General features: G+C 73.1%; 12 protein-coding genes. 5 read left to right on the top strand and 7 right to left on the bottom strand.

All coding sequences use genetic code 11. The features are described from left to right. Positions 1-47 precede the first annotated feature (47 nt). Both VGN74_RS09625 and VGN74_RS09630 read left to right on the top strand, forming a co-directional pair. Positions 48-593 (top strand): ATPase, encoded by a 546-nt coding sequence (locus VGN74_RS09625; protein ID WP_327447525.1) that lies wholly within the window; start codon positions 48-50, stop codon positions 591-593. Positions 594-638: 45 nt separating this feature from the next. Next, positions 639-1,535 (top strand): hydrogen peroxide-inducible genes activator, encoded by an 897-nt coding sequence (locus VGN74_RS09630; RefSeq protein ID WP_327447527.1) that lies wholly within the window; start codon positions 639-641, stop codon positions 1,533-1,535. 9 nt (positions 1,536-1,544) lie between these two features. On the opposite strand, the gene VGN74_RS09635 is transcribed toward VGN74_RS09630, so the two are convergent. Further along, on the bottom strand, positions 1,545-2,366 hold the full coding sequence (locus tag VGN74_RS09635; RefSeq protein ID WP_327447529.1) for an ion channel: 822 nt from the start codon (positions 2,364-2,366) through the stop codon (positions 1,545-1,547). Between the two features lie 58 nt (positions 2,367-2,424). Here VGN74_RS09635 and dapF point away from each other — a divergent pair, with 58 nt between their 5' ends. The 3 genes from dapF to VGN74_RS09650 are packed head-to-tail and all read left to right on the top strand — an operon-like array spanning position 2,425 to position 6,905. Next, complete coding sequence (gene dapF, locus VGN74_RS09640; protein WP_327447531.1) at positions 2,425-3,270, top strand: diaminopimelate epimerase; 846 nt, start codon at positions 2,425-2,427, stop codon at positions 3,268-3,270. After that, positions 3,267-4,514: a tRNA (N(6)-L-threonylcarbamoyladenosine(37)-C(2))-methylthiotransferase MtaB gene (gene mtaB, locus VGN74_RS09645; RefSeq protein WP_327447533.1), complete on the top strand. Its 1,248-nt coding sequence runs from the start codon at positions 3,267-3,269 to the stop codon at positions 4,512-4,514. The genes dapF and mtaB overlap by 4 nt, the downstream gene beginning before the upstream one ends. Positions 4,515-4,538: 24 nt before the next feature. Then, a complete protein-coding gene (locus VGN74_RS09650; protein ID WP_327447535.1) occupies positions 4,539-6,905 on the top strand; it encodes an NADP-dependent malic enzyme in 2,367 nt (788 codons plus the stop codon). A 4-nt stretch (positions 6,906-6,909) separates the two neighbouring features. Here the strand turns inward: VGN74_RS09650 and VGN74_RS09655 are convergent, their stop codons facing one another. The 6 genes from VGN74_RS09655 to rsmI form a co-directional block, all read right to left on the bottom strand. Next, complete coding sequence (locus VGN74_RS09655) at positions 6,910-8,622, bottom strand: AmpG family muropeptide MFS transporter (protein WP_327447537.1); 1,713 nt, start codon at positions 8,620-8,622, stop codon at positions 6,910-6,912. A gap of 34 nt (positions 8,623-8,656) precedes the next feature. Continuing rightward, positions 8,657-10,252: a response regulator gene (locus VGN74_RS09660; protein ID WP_327447540.1), complete on the bottom strand. Its 1,596-nt coding sequence runs from the start codon at positions 10,250-10,252 to the stop codon at positions 8,657-8,659. A gap of 51 nt (positions 10,253-10,303) precedes the next feature. Further along, the gene (locus VGN74_RS09665; protein ID WP_327447541.1) at positions 10,304-11,884 is read right to left on the bottom strand and encodes a YifB family Mg chelatase-like AAA ATPase; all 1,581 of its coding nucleotides are present in this window, start codon (positions 11,882-11,884) and stop codon (positions 10,304-10,306) included. Positions 11,885-11,944: 60 nt separating this feature from the next. Further along, positions 11,945-12,895, bottom strand: coding sequence for a glutathione synthase (gene gshB / locus VGN74_RS09670; RefSeq protein WP_327447543.1), 951 nt, complete (start codon positions 12,893-12,895; stop codon positions 11,945-11,947). A 68-nt stretch (positions 12,896-12,963) separates the two neighbouring features. Then, entirely contained in the window at positions 12,964-13,356 is a 393-nt protein-coding gene (locus VGN74_RS09675) for a YraN family protein (RefSeq protein WP_327447545.1), read from the bottom strand. Further along, a complete protein-coding gene (gene rsmI, locus VGN74_RS09680; RefSeq protein WP_327447547.1) occupies positions 13,353-14,237 on the bottom strand; it encodes a 16S rRNA (cytidine(1402)-2'-O)-methyltransferase in 885 nt (294 codons plus the stop codon). The genes VGN74_RS09675 and rsmI overlap by 4 nt, the downstream gene beginning before the upstream one ends. Positions 14,238-14,270 lie beyond the last annotated feature (33 nt).

Raw genomic sequence — 14,270 nt, forward strand, 5'->3', positions numbered from 1 at the left:
CGATAGCGCGGGCTGCGGAGGGCGAAGGGATGCGCAGGGTCGGCAGGATGGCGTTCGGACGTGGGGTGGCGGGCCTTGTCCTCGCGGGCGGGCTTGCGGGAACCCCGGCGGCGGCCGAGGTGGTCGAGCGCCGCGATGACGGCTTCGTACTGGCTTTCCAGACGACGACCCGGGCGACCCCGGAGACGATCCTCGACACCTTTGGCCGGCCCGCCGACTGGTGGAGTCCCGATCACACCTGGTCCGGCTCGGCCGCCAACCTGCGGCTCGATCTTCGTCCCGGCGGCTGCTGGTGCGAGGACCTGCCCGGCGGCGGCGGGGTCCGACACGGCGAGGTGGTGATGGTCTGGCCCGAACGCGGCATCGTGCGTCTGGAAGCGCCGCTCGGGCCCCTGCAGACCCTGGGCGTCGCCGCGGTGCTGACGGTCAGCTGGGCCCCGGAATCCGATGGTCCCGGGGGAAGCCGCTCCCTGAGCTGGAACTTCCGGGTCAACGGGCCCGGAGCAGGGGCCTTGGCGGACCCGGTGCACGGGGTCATGCAGATGCAGTTCGAGCGGCTGGCCGCGCGGCTCGAGGTCGTGTCCACCCAATAAGATTCATCTATTGGTCAGGGACATTTGATAGGGCATATCTTTCAAATGCTTCCGACCCTGCGCCAGCTGCAGTATCTGAAACTGCTCGCCGAGCACGGCTCCTTCAGCCGGGCGGCCGAGGCCGCGCACGTCAGTCAGCCGGCCCTGTCGTCCGGGGTGCAGGAACTCGAGAAGATCCTTGGCGGGCCGGTGGTCGAGCGCACCCGCGGCCAGGTGCAGCTGACGCCGATCGGCCAGGAGGCGGTGCGCCGCGCCGAGGATGTGCTGGCCCGGGCCGAGGATCTGGTCGAGGCGGCGCGCAACGCCGGCCGGCCTTTGAGCGGCCGCTTCCGGCTGGGCGTCATTCCGACCGTCGCCCCCTTCCTGCTGCCGGCGCGGCTGCCCGGGCTGCAGGCGACCCACCCGGCCCTGCGCCTGTTCATCCGCGAGGACCTGACCTCGCGGCTGGTGGCCGAGCTCAAGGTCGGGCGCCTCGACGCCGTGGTCATCGCCCTGCCCTACGCCACCTCCGGCCTCGAGCATGCGGTGATCGGCGATGACGAGATCCTCGCCGTGGCCCCCGAGGGGCACCCTCTGGCGGCGCCCGGCGCCCTGCCGGTCGGGGCCCTGTCCGCCGACGACCTGATCCTGCTTGAGGACGGCCACTGCCTGCGCGACCAGGCCCTGGCCGCGCTCGATCTCGAAGCCCCGCGCGGCGAGGACGTGTTCGCCGCCACCAGCCTGCCGACCCTGGTGCAGATGATCGGCGCCGGTCTGGGCGTGTCCTTCCTGCCGGCCATGGCCATCAAGGCCGGGCTGGCGGACCGGCCCGGCGTGGTGGTGCGCAGCCTGGCCGAGCCGGGGCGCCCGGGGCCGCGCCGCGAGATCGTGGTGGCCTGGCGGGCCGGCTCCAGCCGGGCCGAGGAGGCGCGGCTTCTGGCCCGGGCCCTGCGGCTGGACTGAGGCCGCGTCTCAGAGGCCGTCGTCGGGGATGCACAGCACCTCGCCGCAGGCCTTGCAGTGCACCGCGTCGAGATCGTGCCGGCGCAGGCCGCAGGTCGGGCAGGGGTGGAACACCTTGTGCGGCCGGCTCAGGCTCTGGATCAGGTTGAAAAACAGGCCGACCCCGCCGAGCATGATCAGGATCGACAGGGTGCGGCCCCACAGCCCCGGCAGGGTGATGTCGCCGAAACCCGTCGTCGTCAGGCTGGTGATGGTGAAATAGAGGGCGTCGACATAGCCCAGGATGCCGTCATGGCGGCCGATGAAGCTGGTGTAGACGAAGCCGGTGGCGATGAAGACAAAGACCACGAGGGCGACCGCCGAGCGCGTCACCTCCTCGACCCGGGTGTCGTCGAAGCGATGGCCAACGGTCTTCCAGAAGAACTCGCTGTTCACGAGGGTCCACAGCCGCAGGACCCGCAGGAAGCCGAGGTTGTAGAGCCAGGCCGGGAACAGCAGGGTGGCGAGGATGAACAGGTCGACCCAGACGATCGGCTTCTTCAGCCAGTCGCGCAGGTTGGTGTGGGCGAGGGCCCTTGCGGCAAGATCGGTCGCGAGCACCGCGGCGATGGCGTAGTCCAGCAGATAGAAGACCCAGCCGCCGCTCTTCAGGAACGGGGCGGCGATGAAGAAGGCGACGATCAGCAGGTCTACCGCCAGCACGGTGATGCGGAACCGCACGGCCGTGGGCGAGGTGCCGTGATACAGGGCGCGGAGCCGCGCCCGCAGTCGCCAGCGGGTCAGAAGGTCGGTCTTCGCGGGCGGGTCGGGATGCGTCGGGCTGTCAGCCATGGCCCAGCCATAGGCCACACCCTGCCGCGGGCCAAGCGGACGGGCTATATGCAGCCGTATGAGCGCTTCCCTCCCGGCCGCCGGCCTCGCCTTCGTGAAGATGAACGGCCTCGGCAACGACTTCGCCGTGGTCCGGGCCCCGCTCGACTGGAGCCCGGCCGAGGCGCAGGTGCGCGCCTGGGGCGACCGTCAGGCCGGGATCGGCTTCGACCAGCTGGTGGTCCTGTCCGAGAGCGGCGAGGGCCCGTGGGTGCGCTTCTGGAACCAGGACGGGGGCGAGGTGTCGGCCTGCGGCAACGGCTCGCGCGCCGTGGCCTGGCTGATGATGGAGGCGGCCGGGGCCGATGCGGCGCGCTTCCGCACCCGGGCCGGGCCGCTGGCCGCCGCCCGCGCCGGGGATCACCGGGTCACCGTCGACATGGGCCCGCCGCGCCTGCGCTGGGACGAGATCCCGCTCGCCGAGGAGATGGACACCCGGGGCATCGAGCTGCAGGTCGGGCCGATCGATGCGCCGCTGGTGCATACGCCCGGCGCCGTCTCCATGGGCAATCCGCATGTGGTCTTCTTCACTGACCGCCAGGACGACGCCTTCGTGCGGGGCACGGGCTCGCTGATCGAGCATCACCCGCTGTTCCCCGAGGGGGTCAATGTCGGCTTCGCCAATGTGCTGGCGCCGGACCGTATCCGGCTGAGGGTGTGGGAGCGCGGCGCCGGGCTGACCAAGGCCTGCGGCACCGGCGCCTGCGCCGCCCTGGTCGCCGCCCATCGTCGCGGCCTGACCGGGCGCGCGGCGACGCTGGAGCTGGACGGCGGCGAACTGCAGATCGTCTGGGACGCCGACACCGATCATGTGCACATGACCGGCGCCGTGGCGGTGGAGGGGACCGGGGTGCTGCCGGCGTGAGCCTTGAGGTCGTCACCTTCGGCTGCCGGCTCAATGCGCTGGAGAGCGAGGCCATGCGCGACGCCGCCGGGGCGGCGGGGCTTGAGGACGCCGTGCTGGTCAACACCTGCGCCGTCACCGCCGAGGCGGTGCGTCAGGCGCGTCAGGCCATCCGCCGCGCGGCGCGGGACCGGCCCGGCCGGCCCATCGTCGTGTCCGGCTGCGCCGCCCAGATCGACCCGGACGCCTTTCGCGACCTGCCGGGCGTGGTGCGCGTCGTCGGCAATGGCGAGAAGGGCCAGGCCGCCGCCTACGCCGGTCCGGGCCGGCCCGTGCCGGACATCTTCGCCGCCGCCCCGGCCCCCGTCGCCGCCCGGCCCCTGAGTGACCGGGTGCGGGCCCATCTGGCGGTGCAGACCGGCTGTGATCACCGCTGCACCTTCTGCATCATTCCGTACGGCCGCGGGGCCAGCCGCTCGGTCCCGGCGGGGGAGGTGGTGCGCCAGGTGCAGAGCCTCGTCGCCGCCGGGGTGCAGGAGGTGGTGCTGACCGGCGTCGACCTGACCAGCTGGGGGCAGGACCTGCCGGGAACGCCGCCGCTGGGCCGGCTGGTGCGCCGCATCCTGAAGGGCGCGCCTGAGCTGCCGCGCCTGCGCCTGTCCTCGATCGACGCGGCCGAGATCGACCCCGAGCTGCTGGCCGTCTTCGCCGACGAGCCCCGCCTGATGCCCTGGCTGCACCTGTCACTGCAGCACGGCGACGACCTGATCCTCAAGCGGATGAAGCGCCGCCACCGCCGCGCCGACGCCGAGGCGCTGGTGGCCCAGGTGCGGGCGGTGCGGCCGGACGTGGCCTTCGGGGCCGATCTGATCGCCGGCTTTCCGACCGAGAGCGAGGCCGCCTTCGCCACCCTGCTGGACCATGTCGCGGCGCTGGACCTCGCCGTCGTCCACGCCTTCCCCTTCAGCCCGCGCCCGGGCACGCCGGCGGCGCGCATGCCGCAGGTCACGGGCGAGGTGATCCGGGCCCGCGCCGCCGCCCTGCGCGCCGCCGGGGACCGCGCCCGCGTCCGCCATCTGGAGCGCCAGACTGGCCGCACCGTCATGGCCCTGGTCGAGCACGGCGGCCGGGCCCGCGCGCCGGACCATACGGAGATCCACTGGGACGGCGCGCCGGGGACGCTGGTCGCCCTGACCCTGACCGGCCACGACGGCTGCCGGGCCCATGCGGTCGCGGCCAACGCGAACCGGCTTGCGGTTCCTTAAGGGACGCCGCAGTAGTCAGGCATCATGCCCGACCAGACCGACAAGCAGACCTTCTCCGACGACGAGGCCCTCGAGTTCCACCGGCGGCCGACGCCGGGCAAGATCTCCATGGCCCCGACCAAGCCGATGGCGACCCAGCGCGACCTGTCGCTGGCCTATTCGCCGGGCGTGGCCGTGCCCGTCCGGGCCATCGCCGCGGACCCGGACCTGGCCTACGAATATACGTCGAAGGGCAATCTGGTCGCCGTCATCTCCAACGGCTCGGCCATCCTCGGCCTCGGCGCGCTGGGGCACATGGCCTCCAAGCCGGTGATGGAGGGCAAGTCGGTCCTGTTCAAGCGCTTCGCCGACATCGACAGCTTCGACGTCGAGGTGAAGACCACCGATCCGGACGAGTTCATCACCGTCGTCAAGAACATCGGCGACACCTGGGGCGGCATCAATCTGGAGGACATCAAGTCCCCGGAATGCTTCATCATCGAGAGCCAGCTGCAGGACGAGCTGGACATCCCGGTGTTCCACGACGACCAGCACGGCACGGCGATCATCTCGACCGCCGCCCTGATCAACGCCTGCGAGATCACCGGTCGCCGCATCGAGGACGTCAAGCTGGTGCTGGTCGGCGCCGGCGCCGCCGGCCTGTCCTCGATCGGCCTGATGAAGGCCATGGGGGTGAAGGCCGAGAACACCACCGTCGTCGACCTCGCCGGGGTGGTCTGGCGCGGCCGGCCCAATGACATGGACCAGTGGAAGGCCGTCCACGCCACCGACACCGACAAGCGCACCCTGAAGGAGGCCATGGTCGGCGCCGATGTGGTGCTGGGCCTGTCGGCCAAGGGCGCCATCACCGCGGAGATGGTCGCCTCCATGGCGCCGCGGCCGATCATCTTCGCCATGGCCAATCCGGACCCGGAGATCACGCCGGAAGAGGTCCACGCGGTGCGCCCGGACGCCATCGTCGCCACTGGCCGGTCGGACTATCCGAACCAGGTCAACAATGTGCTGGGCTTCCCCTACATCTTCCGCGGCGCCCTCGACGTGCGCGCCCGGCGGGTCAATCACGAGATGAAGATCGCCGCCGCCCGGGCCCTGGCCGCCCTGGCGCGCGAGGACGTGCCGGACGAGGTGGCCATGGCCTACCGCGGCCGCCGGCTGAAGTTCGGCCCGGACTACATCATCCCGACCCCGTTCGACCCGCGCCTGATCTGGTACGTGCCGCCGTTCGTGGCCCAGGCGGCCATGGACACGGGCGTGGCCCGCACCCCGATCGAGGACATGGACGCCTATCGCGCTCGCCTGCGCCAGCGGCTCGATCCGTCCGCCGCCCTGATGCAGAAGATCGCCTCGGCTGTCCGCGCCGCGCCGAACAAGCGCATCGTCTTCGCCGAGGGCGAGGAGCCGGCGGTGATCCGCGCCGCCTGGGCCTTCAAGCAGTCCGAGCTGGGCACGCCCGTGCTGGTCGGGCGCGAGGACCTGATCCGCCAGAACGCCGTCGAGGCCGGCCTGCGCTTCGAGGAGCTGGGCATCGAGATCGTCAACGCCCGCGTCTCGCCGAACAATACGACGTACACGGACAGCCTCTACGAGCGGCTGCAGCGGCGCGGCTATCTGCGCCGCGACGTGCAGCGCATGATCAACCAGGACCGCAACTACTTCGCCGCCGCCATGCTGGCGCACGGCCACGCCGACGCCATGGTCACCGGCGTGACCCGCAACTTCAACATGGTGCTGAAGGAGGTCCGCCGCGTCCTCGACGTGAAGGAGCGGCTGATCGGCCTGTCGGTGCTGCTGGCCAAGGGGCGGACCCTGTTCGTGGCCGACACCTCGATCCACGAGCTGCCGGACGCCGAGGAGCTGGCCGAGATCGCCATCCAGGCTGCGGCCACCGTGCGCAAGCTGGGCCGCAACCCGCGGGTGGCCTTCCTCAGCTACTCGACCTTCGGCAACCCGCCGGGCGACCGGGGCGAGAAGGTGCGCGAGGCCATCCGCATCCTCGACGCCCGCGGCGTCGACTTCGAGTACGAGGGCGAGATGCCGCCCGAGATCGCGCTCGATCCGGACGCCCGCGCCGCCTATCCCTTCATGCGCCTGTCGAAGGAAGCCAATGTGCTGGTCATGCCGGCCATCCATTCGGCCTCGATCTCGACCCGGCTGGTGCAGGCCCTCGGCGGCGCGACGGTGATCGGCCCGCTGCTGGTGGGGCTGGAGAAGTCGGTGCAGATCGTGTCGCTGGGCGCCTCGGTCAGCGAGATCCTGACCGCCGCCACCTTCGCCGCCTATGAGGAGGGCGCCCTCGACGACGAGGCGCCCGAGGCCGCCCCGACGCCGCCGCCCGCGCCGGTTCCCGAGCCGCCGGCGCGTCCGGCCACCGCGGTGCCGCCGACGGCGTGAGGGGTTAGCCGGCGGCGTCCGCCCGGGCCTGCGTCTCCGCCGTCTGGCGCCGCGCCACCATGAAGGCCAGCACCACGGCCGCCGTCCCGATCACCACCGAATAGGTGAAGAAGGCGGCGTAGCCGGCGCCAAGCGACACCGGGGTGACGCCGGCGATCTCGGCGCCCTTGGCCAGCGATCCCTCAGGCAGGCCGGCGAACATCGGCCGGAACACGGCGGTGAAGCCTCCGTCCTCGGCCAGCCGCGCCGAGCCCTCGATGATCCGGCCCGACTGCGAGGCGAAGATCTTGCCGATGATGGCGTAGAGCGAGCTGAACAGGGCGTACTGGGTCGCGGTGAAGCCCGACGCCGTCAGGCTCGACATGTAGACGATCAGCGCCGTACCGGCGATGCCGGTGGCGAAGTTGTCGATGGTGATGGCGGCATAGAGCGCCGGTACGCTGGCGCCCTGGGTGGCGAGCCAGATGAACACCAGGTTGGACACCGGGCTGGCGAACACGCCGACCACCATGGTGCGGATGATGCCGAGGCGGCTGACCAGCCAGGCGCCGGCGGCGATCCCGGCCATGGAGGCGACCACGCCATAGACTTTCCGCACCTCGGCGATCTGGGTCAGGGTAAAGCCCAGGTCCTGATAGAACGGGTTCATGATGTTCAGGACGAAGTCCGACAGGCGGTAGAGGCAGATCAGGGCCAGGATCAGCAGCCCGAGCTGTCCGCCGAAGCGGCCGAAGAAGTCGCCCAGCGGCGCGCCATAGGCCTGGCGCAGATAGGCCCCGGGGCGTGTGGGGGCGCCCGGCAGGGGCACGCAGGCGAGCGCCAGCAGGCCGAGGCCAGTCACCACCGCCGGGAACTGCAGGAAGATCCCGGTCTCGCGCGATTCCCAGATCGCCTTGAAGGCCTCGGCCTGGGCCGCGCTCTGGCCGAAGACGCCAGCCAGCAGGTTGAGGAAGGTGGCGTTGCTCGACAGGCCCGAGCCGGCCAGCAGGGCGCCGCCGAGGATCAGCAGGCCGCGCCCGGTCCACTCGATGACCTCCAGTGCCGGTCGGGCGACCATGCCCTCGGCGAAGCGCATCGGCGGGCGATTGTAACCCTCGCGCGGGGCCAGCACGGTGGCCCCGAGGGCGATCACCATACAGGCGGCCATTACGGCATAGGACAGGTTCCAGCCATAGGCGTCGGCCAGCACCAGCGGCAGGGCCCCGGCCACGATCATGGCGAGGCGGAAGCCCCACTGATAGGCGGCGGCCATGGTGCCGTAGAAGGTCTCGTCGACCACCTCGATGCGCCAGGCGTCGATGGCGATGTCCTGGGTCGCGCCGCAGAAGCCGACCAGCACGGCCAGCAGCGCCACCATGCCGAGGTTGGCGCCGGGGTCTGACGCCGAGATGGCCCAGAGGCCGAGCATGATCAGCCCCTGCATCAGGAACATCCATGACCGGCGCTGGCCCAGCAGCCCGTGGAGCCCCGGCAGCTTGAGCCGGTCCACCAGCGGGGCCCAGACGAACTTCAGCGAATAGGACAGGGTGGCCAGGGCGAAGGCGCTGATCGAGGTCAGCGACAGTTCGGATTCGCGCAGCCACGCCGACAGGGTGTCGAAGATCAGGAAATAGGGCAGGCCCGCGGCCAGCCCGAGCAACAGCATGACGGCGACGCGCCGGTCGCGCAGCGACTTGACGAATTCCCACGTCGTCAAGCGCTTGGCGTCTTCACTCATCGGCAGGCGTCCCTCGCGTGACGCCCCCCGGCGTCTATCCGGCGGCGACCTTGGCGCGGATGTCGCCGCTCGTCCAGCGGGCGAGGGCGGCGCGCAGGGCGTCGACGTCCAGCGGCTTGGCCAGATGGTCGTCCATGCCGGCCTCGAGGCAGGCCTTGCGGTCCTCGGCGAAGGCGTTGGCGGTCAGGGCCACGATCGGGGTGCGGTCGCCGCGCGCCCTGAGCGCCCGGGCCGCGGCCACCCCGTCCATGCCGGGCATGCGCATGTCCATCAGCACCAGATCGTAGCGGGCCTGGGACAGGGCCGAGAGCACCTCGTGGCCGGTGCCGGCGGTCTCGACCACGCAGCCCTCGCGGCGCAGCAGGGTCTTGGCCAGCAGGGCCCCGACCGGATTGTCCTCGGCCAGCAGCACGCGCAGGCCGCAGAAGCGCACCGGGGTGACGCGGTCGTCCTCGGCCGGGGGCGGCGGCGGCGGACCCGGGCGCATCGCGCCGGGGACGGCCCCGCGGGCGGCCAGCACCCGCTCGACCAGCGACTGCGGCCGCAGCGGCTTGATCAGATAGCCATGGTAGCCCAGCGCCCGGTAGCGGGGGATCAGGTCGCGGTCCTCGGGGCGCAGCAGGATCAGGCTGGGGGTGGTCCCGGCCCGGGGGCGCAGGCCGCCAGAGGGGCCGACCCCGTGCTCCACCAGCCGCACCTCGGCCTCGGGCCCGGTGCGGGCGCCCTCGCCGCGCACCATGGCCTCGGCGGCGGCGCGCAGCAGCGGATTGTCGCTCTCTACGGCGACGGTGATCCCGGCCAGCGGCTTCGACCGCTTGCCCGCGTCCGGGGCGGCGGCGAACGGCGCGGTGAAGCGGAAGCGCGAGCCGCCGGCGGGCACGCCGCGCTGGGTCGGCCGGGCCTCGACCGTGGCCTCGCCGTCCATGGCGAGGGCGAGGCGACGCACCACGGCGAGGCCGAGGCCGGCGCCGTCCTGGCGCACCGCGTCGCCGCCCTGGGCGTGGCCGAACTCCTCGAAGATGCGGGTGCGCGCCTCGGCCGGCACGCCGGGCCCGGTGTCGTCGACGAGGAAGGCCAGCTGCGGCTGCTCCGGCGACCCGCCGACGCGCTCGACATGCAGGCGCACGCCGCCCCGTTCGGTGAACTTGACCGCATTGCCCGCGAGGTTGAACAGCACCTGGCGCAACCGGCCCTCGTCGGCGAGGATCGGCGGCACGTCGGGGGCGACGGTCCAGACCAGCTCCAGCCCCTTCTCGTGGGCGCGCGGGGCCAGCAGCTCGGCCACCCCCTGCACGAGGGCGGGGACATCGACCCGGCACAGGTCGAACTCCAGCCGGCCGGCGTCGAGGCGGGCGTAGTCGAGCAGGTCGTTGACGAGGCCCAGCAGGTGCTCGGCCGAGCCGCGGGCGGCGTCGAGATAGGCGCGCTGGGCGCCGTCGAGGCGGGTGCGGGCCAGCAGGCCCAGCATGCCGATGACGCCGTTCAGGGGGGTGCGCATCTCGTGCGACATGAGCCGCAGGAACTGCTCCGGACCGTCGCCGGCCGGGCCCGCGCCCGTCTGCGCCGCCACCCGGGATTCGGGAGTCGCCGGGGGCATCTGCATCACCGCCGCCGTCCGTCCTCGCGCCATACGCCCCTCCTCAACCTGACCTGAGGTTAGGCGCAAAGGGTTAAGACCCGCTCAAGCGGGACGGCGGGCGGACTCCGCCGCCGCGGGCGTGGCCAGGGCGTTGCCCTCCGAGGCCATCATCCCGGCCCGGCGATAGATCAGGGCCTCGGCGATATGCCGGCGCAGCACCCCGTCGGCGCCGTCGAGGTCGGCGATGGTGCGCGCCAGCCGCAGGGTGCGGACCCAGCCGCGCGCGGTCAGGGCCCCGGCCTCCCCGGCCCGCATCAGCAGGGCCCGGCCCGCGGCGTCGGGGGCGGTGATCGCCTCCTGCGCCTCCCCGGTCAGGCGGGCGTTGAGGCTGTCGGGTTCCGACAGGCCGAAGGCGCGGCCGCGCTCGACCTGCATGGCGCGGGCGGCGGCCACCCGCGCGGCGGCCTCGGCCGTGCCCTCGGCCGGGGGCGGCAGGGCCATGTCGGCGGGCGTCACCGGCGGCGTCTCGACGGTCAGGTCGATGCGGTCGAACAGCGGGCCGGAGATGCGGTTCTGGTAGTCGCGCTGGCACCGCGGGGCCTTGCCGCAGGCCCCGCGCCCGGCCCCGCCGAGGCCGCAGCGGCACGGGTTCATCGCCGCCACCAGCTGGAACCGGGCCGGATAGCGGACGTGGGCGTTGGCCCGGGCCACCACCACCTCGCCGGTCTCGAGGGGTTGTCGAAGGGAGTCGAGCGCCTGGGGCGCGTATTCGGGCAGTTCGTCAAGGAAGAGCACGCCGTTGTGGGCCAGCGAGGCCTCGCCCGGCCGGGCCCGGTGGCCGCCGCCGGTCAGGGCCGCCATCGAGGCCGAGTGGTGGGGGCTGCGGAACGGCCGGTCGCGGGTCAGGGCCCCGCGCTCGATCAGCCCGGCCACCGACCAGACCATGGAGGTCTCCAGCAGCTCGGCCGGGGTCAGGGGCGGCAGCAGGCCCGGCAGCCGCTGGGCCAGCATCGACTTGCCGGACCCCGGAGGCCCCAGGAACAGGAGATTGTGGCCGCCGGCGGCGGCGATCTCCAGCGCCCGCTTGGCCCCCTCCTGGCCCTTGACCTCGCGCAGGTCGGGGCCGCCGTCACCACCCTGCATCGGCCCCGGCGCGGGCGGGGCCAGCACCTGCAGCCCCTTGAAGTGGTTGATCAGGCCGATCAGGGAGCGCGGGGCCAGCAGCCGCACCTCGCCGGCCCAGGCCGCCTCGGCCCCGTTGGCCTCGGGACAGATCAACCCCAGCCCCAGGGCCCCGGCCGCCACCGCCGCCGGCAGGCTCCCGCCGACCGGGGCGATGCGCCCGTCCAGCCCCAGCTCGCCGATCGCCGCCCAGCCGTCCAGCGCGTCCGGCCCGATCACCCCCATGGAGGCCAGCAGGGCCAGGGCGATCGGCAGGTCGAAATGGCTGCCCTCCTTGGGCAGGTCAGCCGGCTGCAGGTTGGCGATGATGCGCCGCGGCGGCAGGGACAGGCCGATGCCGGCGAAAGCCCCGCGCACCCGCTCGCGGCTCTCGGCCACGGCCTTGTCCGGCAGGCCGACGATGCCGAAGTGGCCCTCGCCGCCGCCGATCTGCTGCACCTGCACCTCGACGCGGCGCGCCTCGACTCCCTCGAACGCCACCGTCGCGATACTGGCCAGCATGACGCCCTCCGTTCCCGCGATCTGGAACAGAACACGAACATGACGGCTTGGCAAGCGCCGTTATGCGAACGCGGCGCGCTTCCGCTCGATCGCGTCCCACAGGGCGGCGGCGGCGTCGACGCCGCTGAACCGCTTCAGCTGCTGCGCCCCGGTCGGGCTGGTGACGTTGATCTCGGTCAGCCAGTCCCCGATCACATCGATGCCGACGAACATCAGGCCGCGGCGGCGCAGCTCCGGGCCGATGGCGGCGCAGATCTCGAGATCGCGGTCGGTCAGCTCGACCGGCTCGGCCACCCCGCCGACGCGCAGGTTGGAGCGCACCGCGCCCTTGGCCGGCACCCGGTTGATGGCCCCGACCGGCTCGCCCTCGACGAGGATGATGCGCTTGTCGCCGGCCTCGACCGCCGGCAGGAACTTCTGGATCACCAGCGGGTCGCGCGAGGCGGCGGCGTGGATCTCGATCAGGGCCCCGAGGTTGGGATCGCCGGCCTTGAGCCGCACCACGCCCGAGCCCGCCGCCCCGTGCAGGGGCTTCAGCACCACATCGCCGTGGCGGGCGTGGAAGTCGGCCAGGGCGACCGGATCGGACGAGATCAGGGTCGGCGGCTGCAGCCCGGCGAAGCGGGTCGCGAACAGCTTCTCCGGCGCCGAGCGCACCTCGCCCGGATCGTTCACCACCAGGGTCCGGGGATGCACCGTCTCCAGCAGATAGGTGGCGGTGACATAGGCCATGTCGAACGGCGGGTCCTGACGCATCAGGATGACATCGACGTCGGCGCCGAGGTCCAGCTTCGCCTCCGGCCCGAAGGTCACATGCGCGCCCTGCACCGGCGTCAGCGTCACCGGCCGGGCGCGGCAGGACAGGCGGCCGTCCTCCAGCGCCAGGGTCGCGACGTCATAGACCCACAGCGGATGGCCGCGCGCCTGGGCCTCCAGCATCAGCAGGAAGGTGGTGTCGGACTCGACGTTGACCGTCTCGATGGGGTCCATCTGGACCGCGACCTTCAGCATGGCGCTCCCTTTCGGCTCCGGCTTGAATGGCGACGCCGGGGGGCGGGCGCAAGGGCCGGCGCGCCGGTTCAGTCCCGTGCGTGCAGGCCGCGGAGGTGGCGCGGCCAGCGGCCCGGGGCCAGGGCCACCACGTCGAGCCGCAGCTCCAGCCCCGCCAGTCCCGGCCGACTGCGGGCCACGGCGCGCCCGGCGGCCAGCAGCCGCGCCTGCTGCGCCGGCTTGAGGGCGAGGAGGGCGGCGTCGAGGGTCGCGCGGCGCTTGACCTCGACCACCGCCAGCACCCGGCCGCGCCGGGCCAGCAGGTCGATCTCCCCGCCGCCCGCCTTCAGCCGGAAGGCGAGGATGCGATAGCCCCGGCTCATCAGGAACAGGGCCGCCAGCCACTCGGCGGCGCGGCCGTCGCGCCGGACGCGGGCCCCGAGGCCCACCCGCCAGGGGCGTGCGGGCCGGCCGGGCTTCATCCCGCCTTCAGCTCCAGCGCCCGGCGGTAGAGCGTCTTGCGCGACTGGCCCAGGGCCCGGGCCACCTCCGCCGCCGCCTCGCCGGGGGGCAGCCGCCCGAGGGCCTCGGTCAGGGCCCGGTCGACGTCGTCGGGGCTGGCCGCCTCAGCCTCCCCGGGGCCGATGACCACGACGATCTCGCCCTTGGGCGCGTCCAGCGCCGGGTCGGCCGCCAGCTCGGTCAGGGCGCCGCGCACGCAGGTCTCGTAGAGCTTGGTCAGCTCGCGCGCGACCGCGGCCGGGCGCGGCCCCAGCACCGCCGCCATGTCCTTCAGCGACTCGCGCAGGCGCGGCCCGGTCTCGAACAGCACGAGGGTGGCCTTCTCCGCCGCCAGCCCCTCCAGAAAGGTGCGCCGCGCGGCGGACTTCGGCGGGGCGAAGCCGGCGAACAGCACCCGGTCTGCGGGCAGGCCGGCGACGCTGAGGGCCGCCAGAAGGCTGGACGGGCCGGGGATGGGATGCACAGGCAGGCCGGCGGCGATCACCGCGCGCGCCACCACATAGCCGGGGTCGGACACCAGCGGGGTGCCGGCGTCGCTGACCAGCGCCACCACCTGGCCTGCGGCCACGGCCTCGACCGCCAGCTCAGCCGCCCGGCCGCCGGCGTGGTCGTCGGCGCGCTCGAGCTTCGCCTTCAGCCCGTAGGCGGTGAGCAGCCGGGCGGTGACGCGGGTGTCCTCGGCCAGCACCAGATCGGCGGCGCCCAGCACGTCGAGCGCCCTGAGGGTGATGTCGCGAAGGTTCCCGATCGGCGTCGCCACCAGATACAGGCCCGGCGCCACGGGCCGCGGCGGCGGCTCCACGCGGGGGCGGGCGGGGGCAGGGGCGGGGACGTCGCTCATGCCCTCAGGGTGACAGGCGCCGCCCCGCGCCTC

Origin of the sequence: Brevundimonas sp. (assembly GCF_035998205.1) — a bacterium.
GTDB lineage: Bacteria > Pseudomonadota > Alphaproteobacteria > Caulobacterales > Caulobacteraceae > Brevundimonas.